This window comes from uncultured Muribaculum sp. (assembly GCF_910583865.1).
Taxonomy (GTDB): Bacteria; Bacteroidota; Bacteroidia; order Bacteroidales; family Muribaculaceae; genus Muribaculum.
In genome coordinates, this window is record NZ_CAJTYX010000010.1 from 14581 (window position 1) to 38670 (window position 24090).

17 protein-coding genes are annotated in these 24090 nt (G+C 56.7%); 8 read left to right on the forward strand and 9 right to left on the reverse strand.

Annotated elements, in window-relative coordinates:
- Positions 1-40: 40 nt before the first annotated feature.
- From QZ303_RS03635 to QZ303_RS03675, 9 genes are all read right to left on the reverse strand, one after another.
- A complete protein-coding gene (locus tag QZ303_RS03635; protein WP_295729236.1) occupies positions 41-1267 on the reverse strand; it encodes a DUF1735 and LamG domain-containing protein in 1227 nt (408 codons plus the stop codon).
- 31 nt (positions 1268-1298) lie between these two features.
- Complete coding sequence (locus QZ303_RS03640; protein WP_295729239.1) at positions 1299-2357, reverse strand: glycoside hydrolase family 18; 1059 nt, start codon at positions 2355-2357, stop codon at positions 1299-1301.
- Positions 2358-2407: 50 nt separating this feature from the next.
- Positions 2408-3991 carry a SusD/RagB family nutrient-binding outer membrane lipoprotein gene (locus QZ303_RS03645; RefSeq protein ID WP_295729243.1) on the reverse strand — a complete coding sequence of 528 codons (1584 nt, stop codon included), beginning with the start codon at positions 3989-3991 and terminating at the stop codon, positions 2408-2410.
- Positions 3992-4021: 30 nt separating this feature from the next.
- Positions 4022-7135, reverse strand: coding sequence for a SusC/RagA family TonB-linked outer membrane protein (locus QZ303_RS03650; protein WP_295729246.1), 3114 nt, complete (start codon positions 7133-7135; stop codon positions 4022-4024).
- 355 nt (positions 7136-7490) lie between these two features.
- Positions 7491-9167, reverse strand: coding sequence for a nucleoside kinase (locus QZ303_RS03655; RefSeq protein WP_295729249.1), 1677 nt, complete (start codon positions 9165-9167; stop codon positions 7491-7493).
- 210 nt (positions 9168-9377) lie between these two features.
- The gene (locus tag QZ303_RS03660; RefSeq protein ID WP_295729251.1) at positions 9378-11192 is read right to left on the reverse strand and encodes an LTA synthase family protein; all 1815 of its coding nucleotides are present in this window, start codon (positions 11190-11192) and stop codon (positions 9378-9380) included.
- The gene (locus QZ303_RS03665; protein ID WP_295729254.1) at positions 11189-11995 is read right to left on the reverse strand and encodes a formate/nitrite transporter family protein; all 807 of its coding nucleotides are present in this window, start codon (positions 11993-11995) and stop codon (positions 11189-11191) included. The genes QZ303_RS03660 and QZ303_RS03665 overlap by 4 nt, the downstream gene beginning before the upstream one ends.
- Positions 11996-12012: 17 nt before the next feature.
- Positions 12013-12966 carry an acetylornithine carbamoyltransferase gene (locus QZ303_RS03670; RefSeq protein ID WP_295729257.1) on the reverse strand — a complete coding sequence of 318 codons (954 nt, stop codon included), beginning with the start codon at positions 12964-12966 and terminating at the stop codon, positions 12013-12015.
- Positions 12967-13239: 273 nt separating this feature from the next.
- Positions 13240-15396 carry a translation factor GTPase family protein gene (locus QZ303_RS03675; RefSeq protein WP_295729259.1) on the reverse strand — a complete coding sequence of 719 codons (2157 nt, stop codon included), beginning with the start codon at positions 15394-15396 and terminating at the stop codon, positions 13240-13242.
- Positions 15397-15685: 289 nt separating this feature from the next.
- Between QZ303_RS03675 and QZ303_RS03680 the strand changes: the two genes are divergently transcribed.
- The 8 genes from QZ303_RS03680 (at position 15686) to QZ303_RS03715 (ending at position 24047) form a co-directional block, all read left to right on the forward strand.
- Positions 15686-17290, forward strand: a complete 1605-nt coding sequence (locus tag QZ303_RS03680; RefSeq protein WP_295729261.1) for a DUF4435 domain-containing protein — start codon at positions 15686-15688, stop codon at positions 17288-17290.
- A 23-nt stretch (positions 17291-17313) separates the two neighbouring features.
- The gene (gene menA, locus QZ303_RS03685) at positions 17314-18174 is read left to right on the forward strand and encodes a 1,4-dihydroxy-2-naphthoate octaprenyltransferase (RefSeq protein ID WP_295729264.1); all 861 of its coding nucleotides are present in this window, start codon (positions 17314-17316) and stop codon (positions 18172-18174) included.
- A gap of 32 nt (positions 18175-18206) precedes the next feature.
- Positions 18207-18965: a GH25 family lysozyme gene (locus tag QZ303_RS03690; RefSeq protein ID WP_295729267.1), complete on the forward strand. Its 759-nt coding sequence runs from the start codon at positions 18207-18209 to the stop codon at positions 18963-18965.
- A 187-nt stretch (positions 18966-19152) separates the two neighbouring features.
- Positions 19153-19737: a C40 family peptidase gene (locus tag QZ303_RS03695; protein ID WP_295729269.1), complete on the forward strand. Its 585-nt coding sequence runs from the start codon at positions 19153-19155 to the stop codon at positions 19735-19737.
- 149 nt (positions 19738-19886) lie between these two features.
- Entirely contained in the window at positions 19887-20627 is a 741-nt protein-coding gene (locus QZ303_RS03700; RefSeq protein WP_295729272.1) for a porin family protein, read from the forward strand.
- A gap of 292 nt (positions 20628-20919) precedes the next feature.
- On the forward strand, positions 20920-22479 hold the full coding sequence (locus QZ303_RS03705; protein WP_295729274.1) for a DUF6242 domain-containing protein: 1560 nt from the start codon (positions 20920-20922) through the stop codon (positions 22477-22479).
- 71 nt (positions 22480-22550) lie between these two features.
- A complete protein-coding gene (locus tag QZ303_RS03710) occupies positions 22551-23258 on the forward strand; it encodes a DUF6089 family protein (protein ID WP_295729276.1) in 708 nt (235 codons plus the stop codon).
- A gap of 33 nt (positions 23259-23291) precedes the next feature.
- On the forward strand, positions 23292-24047 hold the full coding sequence (locus QZ303_RS03715; RefSeq protein WP_295729278.1) for an isoprenyl transferase: 756 nt from the start codon (positions 23292-23294) through the stop codon (positions 24045-24047).
- The last annotated feature ends 43 nt before the right edge of the window (positions 24048-24090 follow it).

Consider the following 24090-nt stretch of genomic DNA (forward strand, 5'->3'; position numbering starts at 1 on the left):
ACCACACTGCATGGATTATTATATTTGTATTAACCAATCCTTATTGAGCGCACTTGTTGTTGGCGTCCTTTTTCCACTGCACGTAGTCGGCGGCTTCGGGAGTGGGAACTTCACCGGCGCCTTCCTTCTTCTCACGCTTGGATTTGGACCAATCCATGTCGTAGCCGTTGCCGGTGGCATCGTGGAAGATGTGTCCTTCGCCTTCGTTGAACTTCCAGTAGGCGCGGAGTCCGGGGCTGTCGGCCTTGACGCCGCAGAGGCTGCCCTTGATCTCGGCCGCACCGAGCACGCGGTCCCATACGCGGACTTCGGCAATACGCCCGTTGAAGCGCTGCTGCGAGGGGTAGTTCTCCCACGACATGCCAAGCTCGATGCCCTTGAATACGTTGGCTCCGTTTGAACTTGCCACTTCGGTGTCCTTTTCGCCGTCGACATACAGGGTAAACTGTGTGCCGTCGTAGGTGAGGGTGATCATGTACCAGCGGTTGGTCTCGAACGAATATTTCAGCACATGGTTTCCGGCACCCGCACCGCACCATTGCAGGGAGTTGACAGGATAGCCTCCCTCGCCGAAACGGAACATGCCGTTGATGTTTGAGCCTCGGAAGTTCATCATGCGGGAGATTGAACGGAATTGATTGAGATAGCACTTCACCTCATAGGTGTAGCTTGCGCCGAGGTCGATGGTCTTGTCCTCGGGGAATCCGAACTCCTCGTTGAAATACATTCCTGCATACATCGAGTAGTTGGACAGGTCGAGCGACATGAAGTTGATGGTCCGCGCGAGCTGGAGGAACACAGTCTTTGACGGCTCGAGGATTTGGCTTCCGGAGCAGTTGGTGATGGATAGCGGGATCACATAGGTCACGGCATCGTCGAGGCCCTCGGTAGAGGTGATGGTGACGTTGACGGGATCGGAGAATGATCCACCGGCTTTGATCACGCCTTCGGAGGACGACAGCTCGAAGTTGTCGGCGGGTAGGGGCGCGAGCGTGGTGCCCTGCTTCTGGTTATACGCCTCGAGGGCTGCGGGGTCGTAGGCGAAAGTGACATGGATGTCACCGTCGGCCTTGTGGGTGGATGAGGCTGTCAGGGCATAGGAGGCCGGGGTGTCATCGACCTTGAACTTCACGATCGGGCTGGAGTCGGTGCCGGTGATGTAGACCTGCGGCTTGTGGTATTCGAAGTTGTCGCCTTCGGAGTTGCAGGCCGTCATGGCTATGAGCGCGAGAGGGGCGGCAAGTATTATGGATTTCAAAAGTTTCATTGCTGAGTCTTGAATTTATTGGGTTGTACTGTTACTCGGCAGTCTCCTTCTTGGGCATTGCGTCGGGGTTGGAGGGGTTGCAGAGCTGAATGGCGCGGCGCACGTTGTGGTAGGGGCCGTACTTGTGGTAGTAGTCATACTGGAAGTAGTATCCACCGAAACCACCTTTGCGGCCTTGTGTAGGGTTCCAGCGGGCGAAACCTTCGAGGGAGTACATGCGGCTTCCCGGCTCGATTGCCCAGAAATCGGAAGTTTTGGTATTGCCGTCGGCCTCGGTGAAAGGTACGCCGGCATTCTCGCGATAGTCGCCCATCTGCTCGCAGACAATCAGTTTCTCCGGGGGGATGGAGCCTGCGACGGCATTGTATGTGCTCTGGAGGGAATAGGCGGAGCTTGCGCCATAGGCCTGCTTTACAAAGTAGTTGCACAGCTCGCCGATAGCCTGGGGAGGAGTATGGCTGAAATAATCGACGATAAGGAGCTTGGAGGGATCCTTGCCTTTCGGGCCGATCTGCTCGGCGAGGTACTGGCATACGAGTGTGATCTTGCGTCCGCCGTCGTTCCAATAGTCACGCGGCTCGTAGTCGAGGTCCACGCCGTCGATGTCGCGGGCGTAGATTTCCTCAAGGATGAAGTCGGCATACTTGCGCATTCCTTCTTCGTCGCCGAGTTCCTTGCAATTAATTTTCTCGCCCGATATGGAAGTGAATTCCCACTGCCATGCGGCATCCTTGTGTGAGACGAACTTTATGCCTTTCTTCTTGCGGCAGTACTGCATGTCGGAGTATGCGAGAGGATTTGTCTCGGGGTTGGGTACACCCTCCCAAAGGTTGATGATGTCGACAGAGTCGGGTAGACCTATTATGCGCTCGCCCATCGAGGGGGAGTTCTGCTGTATGTAGGCGGCGTAGTAGCCGTAGAACACGGCGTGGTCACTCTCGTGGTATGCCCTGAGGTTGGCGAGATAGTCCTCGCTCTCTCTCTCGGGGAACGGCTTCTGTACCTGCATCGGCTCGACATCGGTGTCGCAAGCGACGAATCCGGCGGCGATGGCGAGAAGTCCTATGGTGGAAAATATCTTGGTTTTCATTGTGGTAGTTTCGGTAATTCAGTGATGTGAATGGAAAGGGTATGTGGATGTTATTTCTTGTCCCACCATACTTTGGTGCCTCCGTTGTCGGGACCGCCGAGATTAGCCACGCCGGTGGCGACGCCCTCGGCGTTGACGGAGTACTCTTCATCGGGGAAAGGTATGCGTCGCGCTCCCTTTTCGGCATCTACGGTGCCTCCGCTGGCGTTGTTGAGCACGGGGATCAGCTTGGGATAGCCTGTGCGACGCTGCTCGCTCCAGGCCTCGCAACCCTCGGGGAACATGGCGATCCACTTCTGGGTGATGATGCGCTCGAGCTTTGTCTCGAAGTCGGCGCTGTTGTCCCATTTGGGAGTGATGGTGGAGCTGACGTTGCGGTTGTTGCCGTAGATCATGTCTCGGAACTGCCCCGGGGTCTTTGTGGAGTTGAGGTATGTGTCGGCTCCTGTCACCCCTCGCTCATTGAACGAAGCCTCGACACCGGCCTTGTAGAAGCTTTGGGCATCGCCTCCCATGTTCCAGCCTCTGATGGCGCCTTCGGCGCGGAGGAAGAAGCTTTCGGCAGCGAACATCCACACGAGGGGATAGTCGGCGGGGATATTCAGCTCGGAGAGGGTGGTGCCTTTTTCATCCTTGTAGGAGGTGGTGTTTGCGGTGTTGAGTCCGGTGAGCACTCCGTAGTATCCACCCTGATATCCGGGGGTGAAGTAGGCTGTGCGCCGGGGATCCTCGTAGCCGTTCATGTAGGCTATGATCGATGCGGCGGGCTTCGACTCGTGCCATCCTATGATCTCGGAATAGGGGTGGATGTAGCTGATGAGGTTGTGGCGCAGCTCGGCGCGGTCGTCGGCGCTCTCGATGAATCCGATAGACGATGCCGTCGACTTCTCGGCCTGCTCTTTTGCGAGGGCCGGATCGGCGTAGGAGCAGCGCATGGCGAGGCGCAGACGGAGGGTGTTGGCAAACTTGAGCCATTTGTTGAGGTCGCCTCCGTAGACCACGTCGTAGTCGGCGAGCATGGTGGTGTTGCCTGTGGCGACTGTGGAGGAGAGTACGGTGATTGAATTGTCGAGTTCCTCGAAGAACTTCTTGTAAATCTCCTCAAGGGAGTCGTAGTTCGGCGACTTCCCGAAGTTGATGTAGGCGATGGAGCCGAATGTGTCGGCTGCGCGGTGCATGGCTGCGATCTTCACCACTGCTGCGAGGGCGTCGAGGGTGGCGAGGCCCTCGGCCTCTGCCATCTCGTGGATCTGCTTCCACGGCGACATCACGCGGACGGACGCGGCATCGAACACGGCCTTGCGGCCCTGGTTTTTGAAAGCATAGAGCGCGTTCCACTCGGCATTGGCGATTGTGGCAGCTGCGTATCCGCCGAGGGCGTCGTAGAAATAGCCCTGGGTGATCTGGTAGTCACCTGCGGAGCGGTTGCCGTCGATGTTCTGGAAGAGGATGATGCCTCTCTGCATCTGATTGAAGAACGAGCCTGCCTTGAGGTTGTCGACGGTCATCATCTCTTCGGTGGCCTCGTCGGGATTGACGTTGTCCTCGTAGTCGATGCAGGATGTGGCGAGGGCGCCCACGGCTACGGCTGCGAGCAGCGCGGTCCTGCTTTTTATGATATCATGTAGTGACATGTCGTATTCTGGAGTTTAAGGAGGTGGTGATTAGAACTGTACCTTTACGGAGAAACCGAGGTTGCGGGTGCTCGGCACCATGAAGAGGTCGATACCCTGCATGTAGGTGCCGGAGCTGGCGGTCACTTCGGGGTCGTAGGGGGCCTTCTTGTAGAGGAAGAAGAGATTCTTGCCGATGAACGACACGTTGAGACCCTTGATGAATGTGCCCCACTTCTTGACGGGGAAGTCGTAGCCGAGAGTCAGCTCGGAGAGGCGGACGTTGGTGGCGGAGTAGACATACATGGCACCTACGCCTGAGCCTGTTCCTGCGGCGGAACCCACCACCTTGTAGTAGTCGTAGGCCGATAGGGGGAATCCGTTGACGAGCGCTCCGCCGTTGTCGCGAGCGTCGGCCGAAGCCTGCGATGCGCCGTAGTAGTCAAGCACGGACTGTGTCTGTGAGACACCGATGCCGCCTACGCGAGCGGTGAAGAGGAAGCTGAGGTTGAGGCCCTTGAAGCGGAGGTCGTTGCCCCAGCTGAGGTTGTACTTTGGCGCTGCGTTTCCGGCCTTTATGTATGTGCCCTGCTCGGCGTAGATCTGCTTTGTAACAGGATCCACGTAGATGTTGCCATGCTCGTCGGTGCGGAGGGTGTTGACGTAGATGTCGCCGATCGTACCGCCCTGGGTGAGCTTCATCTTGTACATTCCGGTACCGGGCTTTTCGAGTTCGGTGAGCGGCGATAGTTCGCCGGTGTAGGGGTCGCGGTAATCGGGAGCGAGTTCCACGATCTTGTTGCGGTTGAGCGACCAGGTCACGTAGGTGCCCCATGAGAAATCGCCCCAGGAGTTGTTGTAGCGTGCCGTAAGCTCGATGCCTTTGTTGTCTACCTGTCCGCCGTTGAAGATCTCGGAATTATAGCCGGTAGTTCCGGAGAGTGCGCGTTCGAAGAACTGGTTGTAGGTGCTCGACTTGTAGAGGGTGGCGTCGAGGCGGAAGTGGTTGTCGAACATTGCGAGGTTGATACCGGCCTCCCACGACTTGGTACGCTCGGGCTCGAGGTTGGAGTTGGGACGACGTGACTGGGTGGCAGGTGCTCCGGAGTTCATGGGATAGGTCACGATGGTAATATACGGATCGGGGTCATTACCTACTTCGGAGTATGACACGCGCACCTTGGCGTAGTTGAGCACTCGGCTCTGGATGTTGAAGAGGTCGGTGATGATTCCGGACAGACCAATCGAGGGATAGAAGAACGACTTCGTGTCGGTACCCTGGAATGTGGATGACCAGTCATTTCGTGCCGACATGTCGAGGTATAGGCGAGACTTCCATCCGAGCTGCATGGTACCGAATATGGCGCGTTTCTTTCTGTTTTTGTGCGTCCGGAAAGTATGCTGATTGGCTTTTTCCACGTCAATGTTTGACAATGTGAAGTGATTGGCTGTCGACATGAGTCCTCCGCCAATCCAATTTGCAACATAGTTGTTGTCCTCAAGGTTGGCACCGAGGTTAGCGGTGAGGTTGTAGGTGTTGTCGTTGAAGTACTTGTTGATTGATGCGAGTACCTCGGCATAGATTTGCTCGCCGACGATCAGGTTTTGGGCGTAGTATCCTTTCAGGGATTTCTCGGTGTAGAGGAGGTTCGTGCCTGCATCGTACTTGCGCTCGCGGGTCTGGTCGTCGCGGTCGTACTTGGCGCGTGCGCTGACGTTGATCCAGGGCGCGATTTCATAGCGGAACTGGGCAGTGACGGCGTAGCGCGTCTTTTGGTTGGGCGTGGCCGTATGCTCGGTGATCCACCACGGGTTCATCATCTCGGTGGATGTTGATCCGGAATATGGCCAATACTGCGTCATGAGGTTGCGGGTGGGGTCGAAGCGCTCGTAGGCCTGAAGCTTGCGGATGTCGTCGCCTGCGGGGAAGAGGTAGATGGGCACGAGGGGGTTGAGATAGTAGCCCTGCGAGAGCATGTTCTTCTCGTGGATGCGGCTGAGGTTGAACGACAGATCCATCGTCAGCTTGTCGTTGGCCATCTTCGAGGTGTTGCGCACCGAGGCGTTGTAGCGCGAGTAGGTGTTGTTGTGGATTATGCCCTCGGCATTGGTCGTACCGATCGAGAGGTATGTCTGGTTCTTAGCCGTACCGGTGGTGAGCGACGCGGTGTTGGTCACGTTGTAGCCGGTCTGGAAGAAGTCGTCGGGGTTGTAGGTGCTCGGAGTCTTGAGCTTCTCGCCCCAGCTGAAGTATGATCCGGGTTCGGACTGTCCGTAGGTGGTCTGCGTCTCGGGTGTGCAGAACGGACGCATGAAAGTGGTGTTGTTGGATATGGTCACCTTGGTCTGCCCTTCCTCGCCTTTCTTTGTGGTGATGAGGACCACGCCGTTGGCGGCGGCAGAGCCGTAGAGTGCGGATGCGGAGGGTCCGGAGAGCACGGAGATGCTTTCGATGTCCTCGGGGTTGATGGCCGAGAGCGGGTCGCCCGACTGTGCGGCTCCTTCATATATGCCTTCGGCCTGTGTGGCACCGGCCTTCATGTCGAGCATGGGGATACCGTCGACCACGTAGAGGGCGTTGTTGTTGTTGCTTAATGACTTTGCACCTCGCATCACCACACGAGAAGCGCCTCCGATGCCGGAGGCTGTGGCGTTGATGGTGACACCGGCTACCTTGCCGGCGAGGTTGTTGACGATGTTTGCGTCGGATATGCGTGTGATGTCGTCGGCATCGACTTTTTGCACATTATAGGAAAGTGACTTGGCCTCTTTCTTGATGCCAAGGGCTGTGACCACGACCTCGTTGAGGGCGGTTGACTCCTCTTTCATGGTCACTTTCATCGGCTGTCCGGTTACCTTCTCTTTGGTAGGGGCGAATCCGATATAGGTGAACTGAAGGGTCTGGCCGGGTGCGGCCTTGACGTTGAAGCGGCCGTCGATGTCGGTGACGCCGACCATACCTTTTCCTTCGATGCTTACTGATACTCCGGTCAACGGATCGCCGTTGGAGTCGAGTACCTCTCCGCTGACGGAGACTGTTCCTGACGAGGCTTGTGCCTCGCCCGACATGGCATTGGCGTTCGCCGAGGCTGCTACTACCGGATACGTGCAGCAGAGGGCGCAGGCCACAACCATGATTTTGGGTTGGATGAACTTTAGATTCATGGCACCAATTGGGTTAATTGATATTTTGATGATTGGTAAAAATTTTCGTTAAAACAGACAAGTTTTCTGTGTATCACACATTGTGTCGAGGTCATTTTAATTCTGACGGTGTGCAAAGATATGCGGTGGCGGCTAAATTGAGCGACGGTATTTTGTCAAAAAGCGACGGTATTTTGTCAAATATGATAATTTCCAGTAAATCAATGGATTATAAATGTTAAAAACAGCAATAAAGGGCTATGGATCTGTGAAAAAGGATGCAAAAATTCAGGCCGGCACTCGTTATGGGGCCGGCCTGTGGAATGTGGCGTAGATGAAATACGGGGTTAAAGGGAGTGTAAGTAGGGTGGTGGAATCAGTAGCGGAATGAGGAGCCGCCGAGGAACTCGCGCAGGAGAGAGGTGGTGGGGATGGTGCGGTCGGTGATGGGGGTGAAGTAGCCGAGGAGTGTGCGCAGGCGGTAGGCCTCGGCATACTCGGGTATGTCGCGCGGAACGCCCCGCAGCAGTTCTTCGGCGTATTCCTTGATGACACCAAGCTCGAAGATTAGCGATGAGTTGAACATGGCGTCGGCGTTCTCCTGGTAGGGATATATCCACTTGTCCTCGCCGCGCCTTACGCTCGGCCAGCGGCGTATGGTATCGGTGGCCGAGACTCCACGGTATTTGTTGTCGCGAACCATGCGGCGGAGAAGGCGGTTGTCGGATGTGGGCACCCAGTTGTGGTCGTCGATGGAGAGGGTGGTGAGGGCGGAGACGTAGATCATGAACTTCATGCGCGGCTCAATCTCCTTGGTAAGCTCGGGGTTGAGCCCGTGGATGCCCTCGATGAGGAGCACGCTGCGGTCGGATAGTTTCAGAGTTTTTCCTTTGTAGACGCGGCGTCCCAACTCGAAGTTGTAGGTGGGGAGCTGTATCTCCTCTCCGGAGAGGAGGCTGTTGAGGTCGGCGTTGAACTTAGGGAGGTCGAGGGCGTAGAGCGATTCGTAGTCGTAGTCTCCGCCGTCAGGCTCGCGCGGAGTGTCCTCGCGGTTGACGAAGTAGTCGTCGAGCGAAATCATCTTAGGCTCAAGGAGGTTGGTCATGAGCTGTATGGCGAGGCGCTTGGTGAATGTGGTCTTTCCGGATGATGAAGGTCCGGCGATGAGCACCACGCGTGCGCCGCCTTCGTTGTAGCGGCGGAGGATTTCGTCGGAGATGCGCCCTATCTTCTTGTCGTGGAGGGCTTCGGCGACGTTGATCAGCATGGGGGCTTCCTTGTGGGCGATGGCTGCGTTGAGGTCGCCCACGTTGTCGACACCGATCACACGGTTGAAGGCGAGATAGTCGGTGAAGGCGTGGTAGAGTTTCTCTTGCATGATGGGCGATTCGGCGGCTGTGGGGTCGTCCTTGGCCATACCCATTAGAAGGAATCCTTCCTTGAAGAGGCGCAGATCGAACACGGGGCACATGTCGGTGGAGGGTGCGAGGTTGCCGTAGTAGCTGTCACATATGCCGTCGAGACGGTAGTAAACGGTGTACAGGTCGTGGAGCGAGCGCAGGAGCTTGACCTTGTCGGCGAGACCCTGCTCCTCGAATATCTTTATCACGTCGGAGGTCAGGCGCTCCTTGCGCTCGAACGGGAGGGCGCGGGCCACGAGGGTGTGCATGTAGCCGCGCAGCGCGTCGACCACCTGCTGCGACATGGCGATGCCGTCGCCGACGAGGCGGCAGTAGTAGCCGCGTCCGATGGAGTGCTCGATTACGAGGCGCGCTCCCGGATAGAGGGCCGTGACCGCGCGGTAGAGCATCATGCAGAGCGAGCGGATGTAGACGCGGTGGCCTGAGGGGCTTTGTGCCGTCAGAAACTCTACCTGCTTGGGCGCGAAGAGCGGGTAGGAGAGATCCTCGGTCTTGTTGTTGACGTGGGCGCAGATGGGGCGCTCTGGTATGCGGTCGGCGAGGGTGCGGTAGATGTCCATGAGAGTCTGTCCTCCCTGGAAATCGACATATTCGCCAATGTTCTTGCAGAATATCTTCAATGTGTTGCTCATCGATAAATGTGTTGATTCTCCCTAAAGTTACAAATTATTTTGGAGAAAAGTTCGGGGATAGGAAGAGAATGAGAGCAATGGAGAGAATAAGGAGATTAGGGAGGTTAGGGAGGTTAAGGACAATAGGGAGGTATGGGACTAATTGGGCCAATTAGACCAATATGGCCAATTGGTCATATTAGTCCGATTATTGCTGATTAGTCAATGCTGTTATGGCTCGATGACCGAGAGGGCGTCGGTGGAGATGATGAGGTCGGAGATGGCGCGGGCGGAGCGGATGTTGGAGATTAGGGTGGCCGGGAGAGCGGTGGTGTCGCCGGCGACCGCACCGGTCATTGAACTTATGGCGAATGGGGCTTTGGCGGGGTCTAATATGCTTTGTCCCATACCTTTCCAGGGGTAGGAGTCGAGGCGCATGAGATTGAGCAGGGTGGGATAGATGTCGGCCTGTCCGAGGATGGCATCGTAGCGCCCTCCGACGGGGGAGTTGACGATGATGAGCGGGGTGAACTGGCCGGGCGACACGATGCCTTGTGCGTCGGGGTCGTCGAGGATGGATGCGCGGTCCATGGCGAGGCCCTCGTGGTCGCCGGTGATGACTATGAGGGTGCGGTCGTAGTCGGGACGCGAGCGGAGGTAGTCGAGGAGCGAGCCTATGGCGCTGTCGGTGTAGCGGGCCATCATCATGTAGTCGCGCATGCGCTCTGGAAACCTGTCGGAGAAGGTGACTGTGCGCAGCTTATCCGGCAACCGGAAGGGATTGTGGCCCGAGTAGGTGACAAACTGCATGAAGGCGTTTTCGCCTACCGGCCATATCTCACCGGCGCGCATCTTTTCGACAGCCTGACGCATGAATGAGCCGTCGGATAGTTTGGCGGGATTGCCGACAAGTTCGTCGTTGCGCCATGACGAGCGCGTGAGCAGGGTGTCGATGCCGAATGCGCGTGCTATAGGCTCTTGGTTCCAGACAATCGGCTTGTCGCATGTCAGGATGTAGGAGCGTGCGCCGTTTTTCTCGGAGAGGGCTTGGTTGAGGGTATAGTAGCGGTTCTGGGGATAGCGCATGGAGTAGACGCTCGACTGCATGGGGAGCATCCCGGCGTTGAGCAAGAGCTGGCAGTCGATGGAGCGCCCGGCGGCCACCTGGGTGAGGACATTGGGCGCGTAGAGGGTGGTGGCCGTGTCGGCGATTAGCGAGTCGAGCACCGGGGTTATCTCCACGCCGTCGATCTTGCGGTCGATGACCCAGCTTTCGAGCGACTCGCAGAGTATGACGACGAGGTTGTCGCGGCCCGGGATGCTGTCGGGCAACGCGCGGTGGGGGCGCAGCTCCTCCTTTGAGCGCATCCAGGCGCGTATGCGTTCGGCTCCGGCGTCGTCGAGCGAGCGCGAGTTGCCGCTGACGGCGTCATACAGCATGGAGTCGCCGACGGTGTATATCGGCGTGGTGCAGGTGGTGTAGTAGCAGGATTCCTGCAAGCGCGAGTAGTGGGCGCGGAATCCGCCCCGGCACAGTGCCGCAATGCCTGCGAGCAAGGCGGCGACGGCTATGTAGATAACGTAGCGGAGGGTGAAGCGGCGAGGAAAACGGTTTGGGATGCGGCGTCCGAGAATCCATGCCGCCACTGTGGTGAGCGGAAGCAGCAGGTCGAGCCAGCGCATGGAGTCGACCACGCTCGCCGTGAAGTCGGAGAGGTTTCCGGCGAGCAGGTAGCTGTCGAGCGGGATGGCGGTGAAGTAGGTGCGGCAATACATGAGGTTTGCCACCAGCACACCGTCGGCTACGAAAAGAATCATCACAGCTATCCAGAACCGGCGCGAGACCACGTAGGGGAGCGCGAGGATCAGGGCAGCGAGGATGGCGTTGAGGTAGAGGCCGATGTCGGACATGGCGCGGAAGGTGGTGCCCATGCACCAGACCACATCGAACAGAATCAGCTTGATGAAAGCCGCCGCTACGAGCAGGCCGAGACGTCCGCTCCACATGCCGGCAGGGAATAGCCGCGATAGGATGTCTCTTTTCATTTCGACCGGTCGAGATAGAGGTAGGCGTGGACGCAGCCCACGAAGAGCGCGCCTCCGACGATATTGCCTATGGTGACAGGGACAAGGTTGTCGATGACAAACTGTCCGACGGTTATCCCCGCACCTTCAAGCATGGCGGCGGGGATGAAGAACATGTTGGCCACGGAATGCTCGTAACCGAGGGCCACGAACGCCATCACCGGGAGCCAGCAACCGAACATCTTCGCTCCCGAGCTTTTCGCCGCGAGGGCAAGCCATATGGCGAGGCACACGCACCAGTTTGCACCTATGCCGCGCAGGAATGCCGTGAGCCATGGGAGCGACACCTTCGCCTCGGCCACGGATATTATGGCCGACCTGTAAGGCTCCGGATGGAGCAGTCCGGTGAGATAGACGAGGAAGTAGACGAACAGGAGCGCCCCGACGAAGTTGCCGAGATAGACGAGAATCCAGTTGACGACGACATCGCGGACCGAACAGCGCCGCATGATCCATGCGGGCATGAGCAGGGCGTTGTTTCCTGTGAACAGCTCCGCGCCGAGTACCACAACGAGAATTAGTCCTATAGGGAACGCGGCTCCGCTGAGCAGCTTCTGCATGGCGGGGTTGGCGGCGGTGATTTCCGGGAATCCGAATCCGAGGATCACGGAAAGGATGCCGCCGAAAGCTATGTAGACTCCGGCGAGGATGGTCAGGAGGGCAAAACGGGCGTATGTGCCGTTTTTGCCGGAACTCAGGCCGGCTTTGTTCGTGCCTATCGTGGCAGCGAGGTCGATGACTTCCTTGGGTGTACGTGTGGCCATGCTGATAGTGGGGATGGTCAGAGGTCCTGGAGGATGCGTTTCAATACCACCTGTGCGGAGATTTCGCGGTTGGCGGCTTCGGGGATCACGAGCGAGCGCGGACCTTCGATGACGTCATCGGTGACGATCATGTTGCGGCGTACTGGCAGGCAGTGCATGAAGAAAGCGTTGTCGGTGAGTGCCATCTTCTCGGCGGTGACGGTCCAGGCGCGGTCGGTGGAGAGGACTTTGCCGTAGTTGGGGTCGGCGTAGGCGCTCCAGTTTTTTGCATATACGAAGTCGGCACCTGCGAGAGCCTTGTCCTGGTCATACTCCACTGTGGCACGGCCTACAAACGCGGGGTCGAGTTCGTAGCCGTGGGGATGTGTTATCACGAAGTCGTAGTCGGTAGCGTTCATCCACTCGGCAAAGGAGTTGGGCACGGCCTGCGGGAGTGCCTTTGGATGGGGTGCCCATGTCATCACTACTTTCGGGCGGGATTTGGTCTTGTGCTCTTCGATAGTGATGAGGTCGGCGAATGACTGTAGCGGATGGCGCGTGGCGGCCTCCATCGAGAAAACGGGACGGCCCGAGTAGCGGATGAACTGGTTGATCACTTTCTCCTGATAGTCGTCCTCCTTTGACTCGAACCGCGCGAATGAGCGCACGCCAATCACGTCGCAGTAGCACCCCATGACGGGAATGGCCTCAAGCAGATGTTCCGGCTTGTCTCCGTCCATGATTACGCCTCGTTCGGTCTCAAGTTTCCATGCGCCCTGGTTGACGTCGAGTACTATTACGTTCATGCCGAGGTTCATGGCGGCCTTCTGTGTCGAGAGGCGTGTGCGCAGCGATGAGTTGAAGAAAATCATCATCAGAGTGCGGTTTTCTCCGAGGTGCTTGTAAGCGAAGCGGTTGGACTTTACTTCGAGAGCTTCGGCCACGGCCTTGTCGAGAGGCCCTATGTCGTTGACGCAAGTGAAATTTCGCATGATAGTTTTATTTGATGTTTGGTTTATGATATTCAGCAACGGGTGCAAAGATACGGATAAGTCGAGCGCAAAAGCAAATTTTATTTGATTTTGCCGAGCATGAGTATCTAAGACGTAGTCAAAGATACGGATAATCCGGGGAAAAACGCACGGAGCACATGGATAGCACAGAGAGAAAATGTATTCCATACATTGTGTCACCGTGAAAAAAAGCAAGCGCGCCGGGATAGGGCGCGCCTGCGGGGTGTGAAATGTTGGTAATAGATTGATTCGTTATTCTTCGGTCTGGGACTCGGCGTAGGCCTTGAGGAGCTTTTCCTGGACGTCGGAGGGCACAAGTTCGTAGGAGCTGAACTTCATGGTGAACGAGGAGCGTCCACCGGTGATAGAACTCAGCGCGGTCGAGTAGGATGACATCTCCTTCAGCGGCACACGTGCAGAAATTTTCTCGAATCCGTTTTCGCTCGACATGCCCATGATGATGGCCCGGCGTCCCTGGAGGTCGCTCATCACGTCTCCCATCACGTCGGCGGGGACGAACACGTCGACATCGTAGACGGGTTCCAGAATCTTGGGATTGGCGTTGCGGAACGCTTCGGAGAATGCGTTGCGTCCGGCCAGACGGAATGATATCTCATTGGAGTCTACGGGGTGCATCTTGCCGTCGTAGATGCATACGCGCACGTCACGTGCGTAGCTTCCGGTGAGTGGCCCCTGCTCCATGCGGTCCATCAGTCCCTTGACGATGGCGGGGATGAAGCGCGCGTCGATGGCTCCGCCTACGATGCAGTTGCACACGACGAGCTTGCCGCCCCATTCGAGGGGTATCTCCTGGGTGTCGCGCACGTTCATCTTGAACTCCTGGTTGCCGAACTTGTAGGTGTCGGGCGCGGGCATCCCTTCTGTGTAAGGCTCGATGATCAGGTGCACTTCGCCGAACTGGCCTGCACCTCCCGACTGCTTCTTGTGGCGGTAGTCGGCACGGGCTGCCTTGGTTATGGTCTCACGGTAGGGTATGCGCGGCTCGTCGAACACGATGGGTAGTTTGTCGTTGTTTTCCACGCGCCATTTGAGTGTGCGCAGGTGGAATTCGCCCTGTCCGGAGAGTATGGTCTGCTTCAGTTCCTTTGACTGCTGCACTTCCCAGGTGGGATCCTCCTCGTGCATGCGGGTGAGGATTTCGGAAAGCTTCTCGGCGTCGGATTCGGTCACAGGGCGCACTGCGCGCTGGTATTTCGGCGCGGGGTACTTGATGAAGTCGAAACGGTATTCGCAACCCTTCTCGTCGAGGGTGTTGCCCGTGCGTGCGTCCTTGAGCTTTACGGTGGCGCCGATGTCGCCGGCGCAGAGCTTGTCGACGGGTGTCTTTATCTGGCCGCACACGCAGAACATCTGTGCTATGCGCTCCTTCGTGCCACGGTCCACGTTCGTAAGGTCGACACCCGGGGTTAGTGTGCCGCTCATTACCTTGAAATAGCTGACTTCGCCTATATGCGGCTCGACGGTGGTCTTGAACATGAATAGCGACAGCGGGCCGTCGGAGTCGGGCTTCACTTCTTCGCCTTCGGTGTCGACGGGTGCGGGCATGTCCTCGACGAAAGGCACTACGTTGCCGAGGAATTCCATCATGCGGCGTACGCCCATGTCCTTGATGGCGCTGACACAGAATACCGGGAATATGGAGCGGTCGACGAGTCCCTTGCGGATGCCTTCGCGCATCTCGTCCTCGGTGAGGTGGCCCTGGTCGAAGAATTTCTCCATCAGGGTCTCGTCGTTTTCGGCTGCGGCCTCGACGAGTTTCTGATGCAGCTCCTGGGCGCGGTCATGCTCTTCGGCGGGGATTTCCTCAATTACCGGCACTCCACCGTCGGGACCCCAGGAGTATTTCTTCATGAGCAGCACGTCGATCATGGCGTTGAAGCCGGGGCCGACGTTTATGGGGTATTGTATGGGGGTCACCTTCGGACCGAATATCTCGGTCATCTGCTCGATCACGTTGTCATAGTCGGCCTTTTCGCCGTCGAGTTGGTTGAGGGCGAATATCACGGGCTTCTTCAGCGTGGCAGTGGTGCGGAAAATGTTCTGCGTACCTACCTCCACTCCATATTGTGCGTCGACCAGTATCACACCCGTGTCTGTGACGTTGAGGGCTGTGATGGCGTTGCCGACGAAGTCGTCGGCGCCCGGACAGTCGATCACATTGAGTTTCTTGCCAAGGAATTCGGCGTAAAAAATGGTAGAGAATACTGAGTAGCCATACTCCTTCTCCACCGGGAAATAGTCGCTTACGGTGTTGCCTGACTCGACATTGCCGCGACGTTTTATAACTCCACACTCGTAAAGCATCGCTTCTGCGAGTGTGGTTTTACCGGAGCCTTTGCTGCCGAGCAAGGCTATGTTTTTGATTTCGCTTGTCTTGTAAACCTTCATGTTATTAGAAGTTTATATTGTTAGAAGAAGGGGTTGTGCCGTCCCTCCGGCTCCTCTGAGCGTCCAATGGGCTGACAACGGTTGGCAAATTACGAAAAAACATCGAGAAAACCGCCTCCGCGCCGTATGTTACAAAACATAGCTTAACAACCGCTGTCCCCATCACACTGAATTCTGCAAATGGCGATTAACGATGAATTTTCCGTTTCTGAATCGTTGACAAAGGCGGGAAGGGGTGGGGACTGTGAAAATAAATTGTTAACTTTACTGACGAAAAAAGGATGACGACATGAAACTCACGCTACCTCCGCAGCTCGACTCGACGCGTGCCACCCTCGAGGGGGATGCGCAGCGCATTATTATAATAGGAGCAAACGGGTCGGGCAAGACCCGGTTTACGGCGCGGCTTGCTGCTGACGCCTCCGAGCGGCATCCGGTGTTCCGGGTGTCGGCCCTGACGGCTCTCTATGCCTGCACGGATCCGGACACGCGGGAGGGATCGGTCGACATGCTGTATGAGTCGGCCACGGAGCGGTCACCGTTCATGCGCGGCGACCACCACACGCAGTTCGAGCGCGTGATGGCTCTGCTGCTGCTCGACGAGGTGCTCCATCTGCTGCTGTACAAGTACTCCGGCGGCGATATGGAGCCTACCTGCCTAGACAGGGTGATCGGCGCATGGCAGGACGTGTTCCCCGACAGCCGCATACTCCGCGAGGGTGGACGGCTGCTCTTCAGCCGCAAGGATGACGGCGACGCCTACTCGCAGATGCGCCTTTCCGACGGAGAGAAGGCCGTGCTCTACATCTTCGGGGCGGCCGTGCTCGCCCCCCAGGGTGCGGTGGTGTTCGTCAACAGCCCCGAGATGTTCCTCCATCCCTCGATAATGGGGATGATATGGGACAAGGTGGAGGCGCTGCGCCCCGACTGCACGTGGATCTATACGACGCACAATGTAGAGTTTGTGGCATCGCGACCGCAGTCGACAGTCGTGTGGGTGCGCGGCTACGACGCCGAGGCCCAGCGGTGGGACTATGCCGTGCTTCCCGCCGGCGCTCCGCTCGACGACGAGATCTACACCACCATAGTGGGCGCGCGCAAGCCTGTGCTTTTCATCGAGGGGGACGGCTCGCACAGCATCGACGCCAAGCTCTACCCGCTAGTGTTCACCAACTACACCGTGCGCTCGCTCGGGAGCTGCAACAAGGTGATAGAGGCCACGCGCACGTTCAACGACCTCAATTCGTTCCACCATCTCGACAGCCACGGCATCGTGGACCGCGACAGGCGCGACGCCCACGAGGTGGCCTATCTGCGCAAGAAGCGCATATTCGTGCCCGATGTGGCCGAGATCGAAAACATACTCATGCTTGAAGAGGTGGTCAGGGCCGTGGCGCATTATTTCCATCGCAACGAGGACCGTGTGTTCGACCGAGTGAGGAAGGCCGTCATCAACATGTTTCGCGGCGAGCTGAAGCAGCAGGCGCTGATGCATGCCCGCCACAGGGTTAAGCGCATGGTAGAATACCGCATCGACGGACGCTTCCCAACGATCGATAAATTCGAAGAGCACATCGCCGATCTCGTGCACGAGCTACGTCCGCGCGACACCTACAACCAGCTCGTGCGCGACTTCCGTGGGTATGTCGACGGAGGCGATTACCAGTCGGTGCTCAGGGTGTACAACCAGAAGTCGATGGTGTCGCAGAGCAACGTCGCCAACATGTGCGGCCTGAAGAACCACGAGGCATACGTTGCGGCGATAATCGACATCCTCATGCGCAACGTGCCTGAGGCCGACCGCATACGCCGTGCGGTGACGCGCTGCTTCGGTATCACGGCGGATGATGCTTCGGCGAAACTTCCCGACATTTCGGCCACGGAGGCTGACTGACGTAAATTTCGACATGTCATTATATGAAAATCAAACCCTGGATTGAAGCGATGCGGTTGCGCACGCTGCCGGTGTCGGTGGCGGGGGTGCTGACCGCCATCGGATATAATGTGGCCGACGGCACTTTCGCGGTCGCTCCGGCCCTGCTATGCCTTGTGTTCGCGGTGCTCGCGCAGGTATCGTCGAACTTCGCCAACGAGTACTACGACTATCGCGACGGGCTCGACCGTGTTGGACGCGACGGGCCGAGGCGCGGCGTCACCGAAGGCGACATCACTCCGCAGGCGATGCTCTATGCCACCTACGGCGTGCTCGGCGCGGCGTGCTGCACGGGTCTCGCCCTGTTGTGGTGGGGAGGATGGTGGCTTCTGCTGGCCGGCTTCGTGATAGCTGTCGGTGCGATGGCTTACAGCGCCGGGCCTTACCCGCTTTCGCGCCACGGGCTTGGAGAGGTGGCCGTGGTGCTGTTCTTCGGAATAATCCCTGTCAACCTCACCTACTACGTGCAGGCCGGGACATTCACCGCCAATGTAGCGATGGCTTCGCTCGCCATAGGGTTGATGGGAGCCAATGTTCTGCTGGTAAACAACTACCGCGATGCCGACGACGATGCTGCCGTAGGCAAGCGCACGCTTGCCGTGATAATGGGCCGCGGATTCGCTTACTCGCTCTATCTCATCGGCGGTGTGGGTGCGATGTTGCTTCTGCTCGGAGCCATGAAGCCGTATGAATGGATCGGGTGGGGCTACCTCATTGTGCACCTTCTGCTCTGCCGGTTGCTGAAATGCCGTAAGGGGAAAGCCATCAATCCCCTGCTCGGCATGACGGCCATGGCTATGCTCGCCGTGGCTGTCGCATGGCTGACAGCGGCATGCATCGGCTGATGGTTTGTAGTATTAACAAGGTATAAAATTATATGTGCGCACGCAGAAACAGCAGATCGGGCATAAACGTGGCCACCGTGGTCATCCTCGCTACATTCCTTACCGTGGGTATGGTGATGCTGCTTGTGAAGCTGCGCAAGGAGATAACCCCTATCGAGCTCAGCCGCGAGGAATACCCCGTGACGGGAATCGATCTTTCGGCCCACAACGGCGACGTTGACTTCACGCGCCTTGCCGCCGACTCCATCGACTTCGTGATACTGAAGGCCACCGAAGGTGCGACGTTCAAGGATCCGAAGTTCAACGCCAACTATCACGCGGCCCGCAAGGCCGGCATAGAGAACGTGGGCGCGTATCATTTCTTCAAGTTCGGCACCGACGGCAAGATGCAGGGGATCAACTTTCTGAATTCTCTTATGGGAAAGACCCTTGAACTGCCCCTCGTGATAGATCTCGAGGAGTGGACCAATCCGCGTGATATGCCCACCGATTCCATACTGATGAGGCTCCGCGACATGATCGGCTATCTGGAGAGCAACGGGCATGCCGTGATGCTTTACACCAACAAGGATGGCTACGAGCGTTTCGTCCGCGACAGTTTCAGCGACTACCCGCTCTGGATATGCTCATTCACGCAGCCGCCTCTTCCGGAGGACGCCGACATGGAATGGTCTCTGTGGCAGTACAGCCATTGGGGGTGGGTAAGTGCCACGGAAGGGTCTGTCGATCTCAACACATTCAACGGCACGCGCGAGCAGTGGCGGCAATGGCTTCGGTCGGTTGACTTCTGACCCGGTTGAATTTATGTTAAATTTTTTCGCGGGCAATGCGCTCATTGCTAAAAGAGTTTAAATGCCGGCCGTGACGGTTGCGGATGCGCGTCGCGTTTGGTATCTTTGTAAGAAATGGAAAAAGAGGCAGTGCGGCATTCGCGCAATGGATATAGCCTCGCTTAACCTGAATATACCTTACATAATAATGAGTAGCATCATCCGAGCATGTCTTGTCGCTATTGCGGCGCTCGTCGGCGTGGCCTATGCCGATGCAGTGACTCCTTTACGTGAGACTCTCGACCGGAAAAACATATCCCACGATTTGGCTTCCGTCAACGCCTGGAAGCCCGAACTGCCCGTGATACATCCCGTAAGCGTTTCAGCCGAGTCGGATATTCCTGAATATATCTCCGATATGCTGTCGTTCGCAAGCCGATATGAAGGGTTGCGCTATCGCCGTGGAGGCAAGACTCCAAAGGGGTTCGACTGCTCGGGATTCACGAGCTATGTGTTCGGTCAGTTCGGACTGAAACTCAATGCATCGAGCGCGGCACAATACACACAGGGTGAGAAGGTCGAGGCCTCCGACCTCCGTCCAGGAGATCTGGTGTTCTTCAGCGGTCGCGCCGTAAGCAAGCATCGTGTGGGACATGTCGGCATGGTCACCGACGTGGATGCCGACGGCACGTTCAAGTTCATACACTCGTCAAATTCACAAGGGATAACGGTGACGAAAAGTACCGAACCGTATTACTCACGCCGATATATCGGCGCTCGCAGAGTGAGATGATGGCTTGATTTGCTCCTGCTCTCCGGCTAAGAGGTTGTTTAAAAAAACTCTAATAGTCCGTTGTGACTAACTTTTTCGACTTTTGGGTTTGTGTTATTCGGTGGGATTGCCTAATTTTGAATGATTGATACACAAACAGACCTAAAGAAATGAAAAGATTTATCATCGCATTATGCGTGGCCGTAGCGGCTTTGACCGGCGTGAAAGGCAACGCTCAGACGATTCTCGACACCGGAATGCCCGAAAAACTGTTCCAGTTCGGCGTGCGTCTCGGATTCAACAGCTCGAATCTCACCAACAATTACGATAAGGTGATGACGGGCATAGAATGGAAGGACAACAGATGGCGCACAGGTTTCAATGCAGGCTTCGTGGTCGACATCAATTTCCGCAACTTCTTTGCCATACAGCCCGGAGTGTTTGTCTATACGCGCAAGAACGACTATCATATGCTCTATACATATGACAATTCCCTCGGCGGCACAGGGCGCACCACCCTGGGTGCTATAAACGGCACGCAGAGCACCAACTATCTCCAGATTCCCATTCTTGCTTCCTTGCGTCTCGGTGTGCCTCAGCTCGTGCAGGTGCATCTCGACTTCGGACCTTATCTGGCATGGGGCTGGGGGGGCAGCAACAAGTATAAGGAATTTGACACCGCTGCTGGAGATGTTGTAATCAACAGTGAAAAACAGCCTTATTTCGGGGATTCGACATATGCGTTGTGCGAACGCTATGACTACGGCATCAAGACCGGCGTGGGCGTGCTTGCCATGCAGCATTTCTATGTGGGCGCGCACTATCAGTACGGGTTGCGCAATGTGATGAAGAGACAGGGAGTCAAGGGACACAACAAGATGTGGACATTCTCGTTGGGCTATAACTTCTGACCGCGATTTCCCATATTCCATAAGAAACCATCCGGTCCGGTCATGTCGACAAAACGACATGACCGGACCGGTGTCCTTTGCGACACATCCAAGTGGTTGGTGTAGTTAAAAACTTATAAAAACCGGGCGCATACGTCTAAACTTCTAAAAAACCGTGGCTGTTTCATTGGTAATGATTAATTTTACCACTCGATAGCGTCGGCACCGGTGTCGACGCGCCTACGTTTTTTGCAATAGGGTGCATGTACTTGGCAAATACTTTGTATCTTTGCAGTTTGAAAAATAGTAATATATGAACAAGCGACTTGCTGCCTCATCACTCGCCGCGCTCTCACTCATGTGTGGAAGCGTGGTTGTGTCGTGCAACAGCGACGATGATAACAACGACTACGACATCGACACTGGATATACTCCTGAGACGATGTATTCAAGCACCGCCATCACGTCCTTCAATCTGAAGGCCGACTCGAAGGTGCTCGCCCACCTCGATTCGGTGTTCTTTACCATCGATCTCGAGGGTCAGAAGATATTCAACGCCGACTCGATGCCTCCGGGCACAGACGTGCGCAAACTTGTGCCTGTGATAGGCACCGGCGGCTCGTCCAAAATCATGTTGAGCTATACCGATATCGGCGGTCAGACCAAGGAGGAGGAGTACAACAGCACCAGTCCCGACACCATAAGCTTCAGCAGTCCGGTGAAGGTGACCGTCACTTCGCTCAATGAATCATATACTCGTACATATACTATCACCGTCAACGTCCATACCCAGAAACCCGACTCATTGTGCTGGGGTGATATGGCTTATTCCAAACTCCCCGCTATTGCCGGCGTGACAGATGCCGTGACTGTGGAAAAGGGAGGTAAGGTCCATTGCTACTCTACCGACGGCACTGTCTGGCAGCGTGCCTCCACCGCCGACCCTTCGGCATCCATCGACTCATGGACTCGCGAGAACGTGGCTTTCGGTTTCGTTCCACGACTTGGCACCATGACAGTCACCGACGGCGACTACTACGTGCTTGCCGATGACGGGGCGCTGTGGCGCTCGTCCGACGGTCTGGCCTGGGGCGACACCGGTTGTCGCTGGGCTTGGATTTACGGCGCTTATAAAGATCGGGTCGTGGGCGTCGCTCCCGACGGTGCTGGATACGTGCATGCCACCTATCCCGTCCCTGCGGGTTATGCCGCTGCTGCCGTCCCTGCGGATTTCCCTGTAGGAGGCACCACCCGGATGTTTACTTTCGCATCGGAATGGAGCGCCGCTCCGCAGGGCGTCATAGCCGGCGGACATGTGGCTAACGGTAATCTCACGAGCGCCGTATGGGGATATGACGGACAGTCATGGAACAAGTTTGCCAATATGCCGCTCGACGCGGCACTCGACGATATGGTGGTGTTCCCTTACTACACGTTCAAGACCAATACGGTCAACTGGACCGTCACCAAGCAGTCGACACTGTTTGCAATGGGCGGACGCAAGGCCGACGGCACACTTTCGAGATTGGTCTATGTGTCGCGTGACCTCGGCGTCAACTGGCACAAGGCCGACAGCCTTATGCAGCTTCCGGAGCAGATGGAGACATTTGCCGGCGCCAGGGCGCTGGTGATACCTTCGCTGATGCATGCCCGCTCCGCCTCCTGCGGCGACTGGGAAGAGGTGACATTGCGCCGTCTCCCGGCATGGTGCATGATGCTCGACGGCACATTCTCCGGACGTGCCATAGCGCCGGTCACGGAGTGGGAGTGTCCTTATATATATGTGTACGGTGGTCAGGATGCCTCAGGTCATATAAGGGACATCGTGCTACGTGGTGTCATCAACCGCTTTACCTATAAGCCTCTCCAGTAAACTAATATACATCCACTCTCCTTACGCGACTTACTATGTCTGACAACGGCTATCGACAGAGTACTGCTGCCATGATATCATTGATTCGTCGCCCGGTCATCGCCGTGATGGCCTTGGCGATGGCGTGGTGCGGCATGACGGTGCCTGAGGCCGGCGCGCAGGAGACCGCATATAAATTTGAACTCGGGCCTGCCTTAGGGTTTAGCGGGTATCTCGGAGATGCCAACACGAGCAATCTTTATGCCCACCCGGGATTTGCCGGAGGCGTGCTGTTCCGCTATCTGGTGAGTCCGCGCTGGAACATAAGGGGCAACCTCACCGTAGCCACTCTCAGCGGCAACAGTGCCGACATGACCAACGTGCTGCCCGGAGGGGCATCATACGAATTCTCGTCGACCGTCTACGACCTCGGCGCGCGCATAGACTTCAACTTCTTCAACTACGGCATAGGAGAGACTTACCGCAGGATGCGCCGTTGGACACCGTATCTAACCGTGGGAATGGGTGTGTCGATGGCCTCGTGCGGAGGTACTACCGCCGTTGCGTTCAACATACCGATGGGTGCGGGTTTGCGCTACAAGATCAATCCCCGCCTCAACCTTGGGCTGGAATGGAGCATGACCAAGGCGTTCACCGACAAGGTTGACGGCCCGGTGCTTAATGACTTATACGGCATAAAAAGCTCTTTTGCCAAGAATACCGACTGGTATTCCACCGTCATGGTTTCGCTGACGTTCGAGTTCGGCGAGCGGTGCAAAAGCTGCTATTATGTCGACTGATATATATATTAACGATCAATTCATGTGACCGCTATGTCATATAAAGATAAAATAGATCCGGAGCGCCTTCCGCGCCACGTGGCCGTTATAATGGACGGCAACGGGCGATGGGCGAAGGCTCACGGACTCGACCGTTCGGAAGGGCACGTCGAGGGGGTAAACACCGTGCGCAAGATTACCGAGATAGCTTCGGAGATCGGCGTCGGTTATCTCACGCTCTACACATTCTCGACCGAAAACTGGAACAGGCCTCAGGCTGAGGTGAATGCGCTGATGAATCTCGTGGTCGTGGCTATCGAGCGCGAGACGGCCGACCTGATAAAGAACAACGTGCGCCTCACCATGATAGGCGACTTCTCGCGCATGCCTGAATTTGCCTATACTCGCCTGTGCAAGTGTATGGACGACACATCGCACTGTACCGGACTGACGCTCGTGCTTGCCATAAGCTACTCGTCGCGCTGGGAAATTACCGATGCCGCGCGCAGGATAGCCATGGCCGTGGAGCGTGGTGAGATGCGTTCCGACGAGATTGTGCCCGAGACCGTGGCGAGCAATCTTGCCACCGCCGACATGCCGGACCCCGATCTGCTAATACGCACCGGCGGCGATCACCGTGTTAGCAATTTCCTGCTTTGGCAGATTGCTTACTCCGAGATTATCGTCGTGCCGACTTTCTGGCCCGATTTCAGCAAGGAGGATTTCTGCAAGGCCGTGGTAGACTTCCAGAGCCGCGAACGACGTTTCGGAAAGACTTCAGAACAGGTAGGCGAGTCCGCCAAGCCGTAGACAAAGCATATACACTCACACATCAACAATATCACCCGACACG

Coding starts and splice junctions, on each gene's coding strand:
- QZ303_RS03635 (WP_295729236.1), bottom strand. CDS start 1,267: ATGAAACTTTTGAAATCCATAATACTTGCCGCCCCTCTCGCGCTCATA.
- QZ303_RS03640 (WP_295729239.1), bottom strand. CDS start 2,357: ATGAAAACCAAGATATTTTCCACCATAGGACTTCTCGCCATCGCCGCC.
- QZ303_RS03645 (WP_295729243.1), bottom strand. CDS start 3,991: ATGTCACTACATGATATCATAAAAAGCAGGACCGCGCTGCTCGCAGCC.
- QZ303_RS03650 (WP_295729246.1), bottom strand. CDS start 7,135: ATGAATCTAAAGTTCATCCAACCCAAAATCATGGTTGTGGCCTGCGCC.
- QZ303_RS03655 (WP_295729249.1), bottom strand. CDS start 9,167: ATGAGCAACACATTGAAGATATTCTGCAAGAACATTGGCGAATATGTC.
- QZ303_RS03660 (WP_295729251.1), bottom strand. CDS start 11,192: ATGAAAAGAGACATCCTATCGCGGCTATTCCCTGCCGGCATGTGGAGC.
- QZ303_RS03665 (WP_295729254.1), bottom strand. CDS start 11,995: ATGGCCACACGTACACCCAAGGAAGTCATCGACCTCGCTGCCACGATA.
- QZ303_RS03670 (WP_295729257.1), bottom strand. CDS start 12,966: ATGCGAAATTTCACTTGCGTCAACGACATAGGGCCTCTCGACAAGGCC.
- QZ303_RS03675 (WP_295729259.1), bottom strand. CDS start 15,396: ATGAAGGTTTACAAGACAAGCGAAATCAAAAACATAGCCTTGCTCGGC.
- QZ303_RS03680 (WP_295729261.1), top strand. CDS start 15,686: ATGAAACTCACGCTACCTCCGCAGCTCGACTCGACGCGTGCCACCCTC.
- menA (WP_295729264.1), top strand. CDS start 17,314: ATGAAAATCAAACCCTGGATTGAAGCGATGCGGTTGCGCACGCTGCCG.
- QZ303_RS03690 (WP_295729267.1), top strand. CDS start 18,207: ATGTGCGCACGCAGAAACAGCAGATCGGGCATAAACGTGGCCACCGTG.
- QZ303_RS03695 (WP_295729269.1), top strand. CDS start 19,153: ATGAGTAGCATCATCCGAGCATGTCTTGTCGCTATTGCGGCGCTCGTC.
- QZ303_RS03700 (WP_295729272.1), top strand. CDS start 19,887: ATGAAAAGATTTATCATCGCATTATGCGTGGCCGTAGCGGCTTTGACC.
- QZ303_RS03705 (WP_295729274.1), top strand. CDS start 20,920: ATGAACAAGCGACTTGCTGCCTCATCACTCGCCGCGCTCTCACTCATG.
- QZ303_RS03710 (WP_295729276.1), top strand. CDS start 22,551: ATGATATCATTGATTCGTCGCCCGGTCATCGCCGTGATGGCCTTGGCG.
- QZ303_RS03715 (WP_295729278.1), top strand. CDS start 23,292: ATGTCATATAAAGATAAAATAGATCCGGAGCGCCTTCCGCGCCACGTG.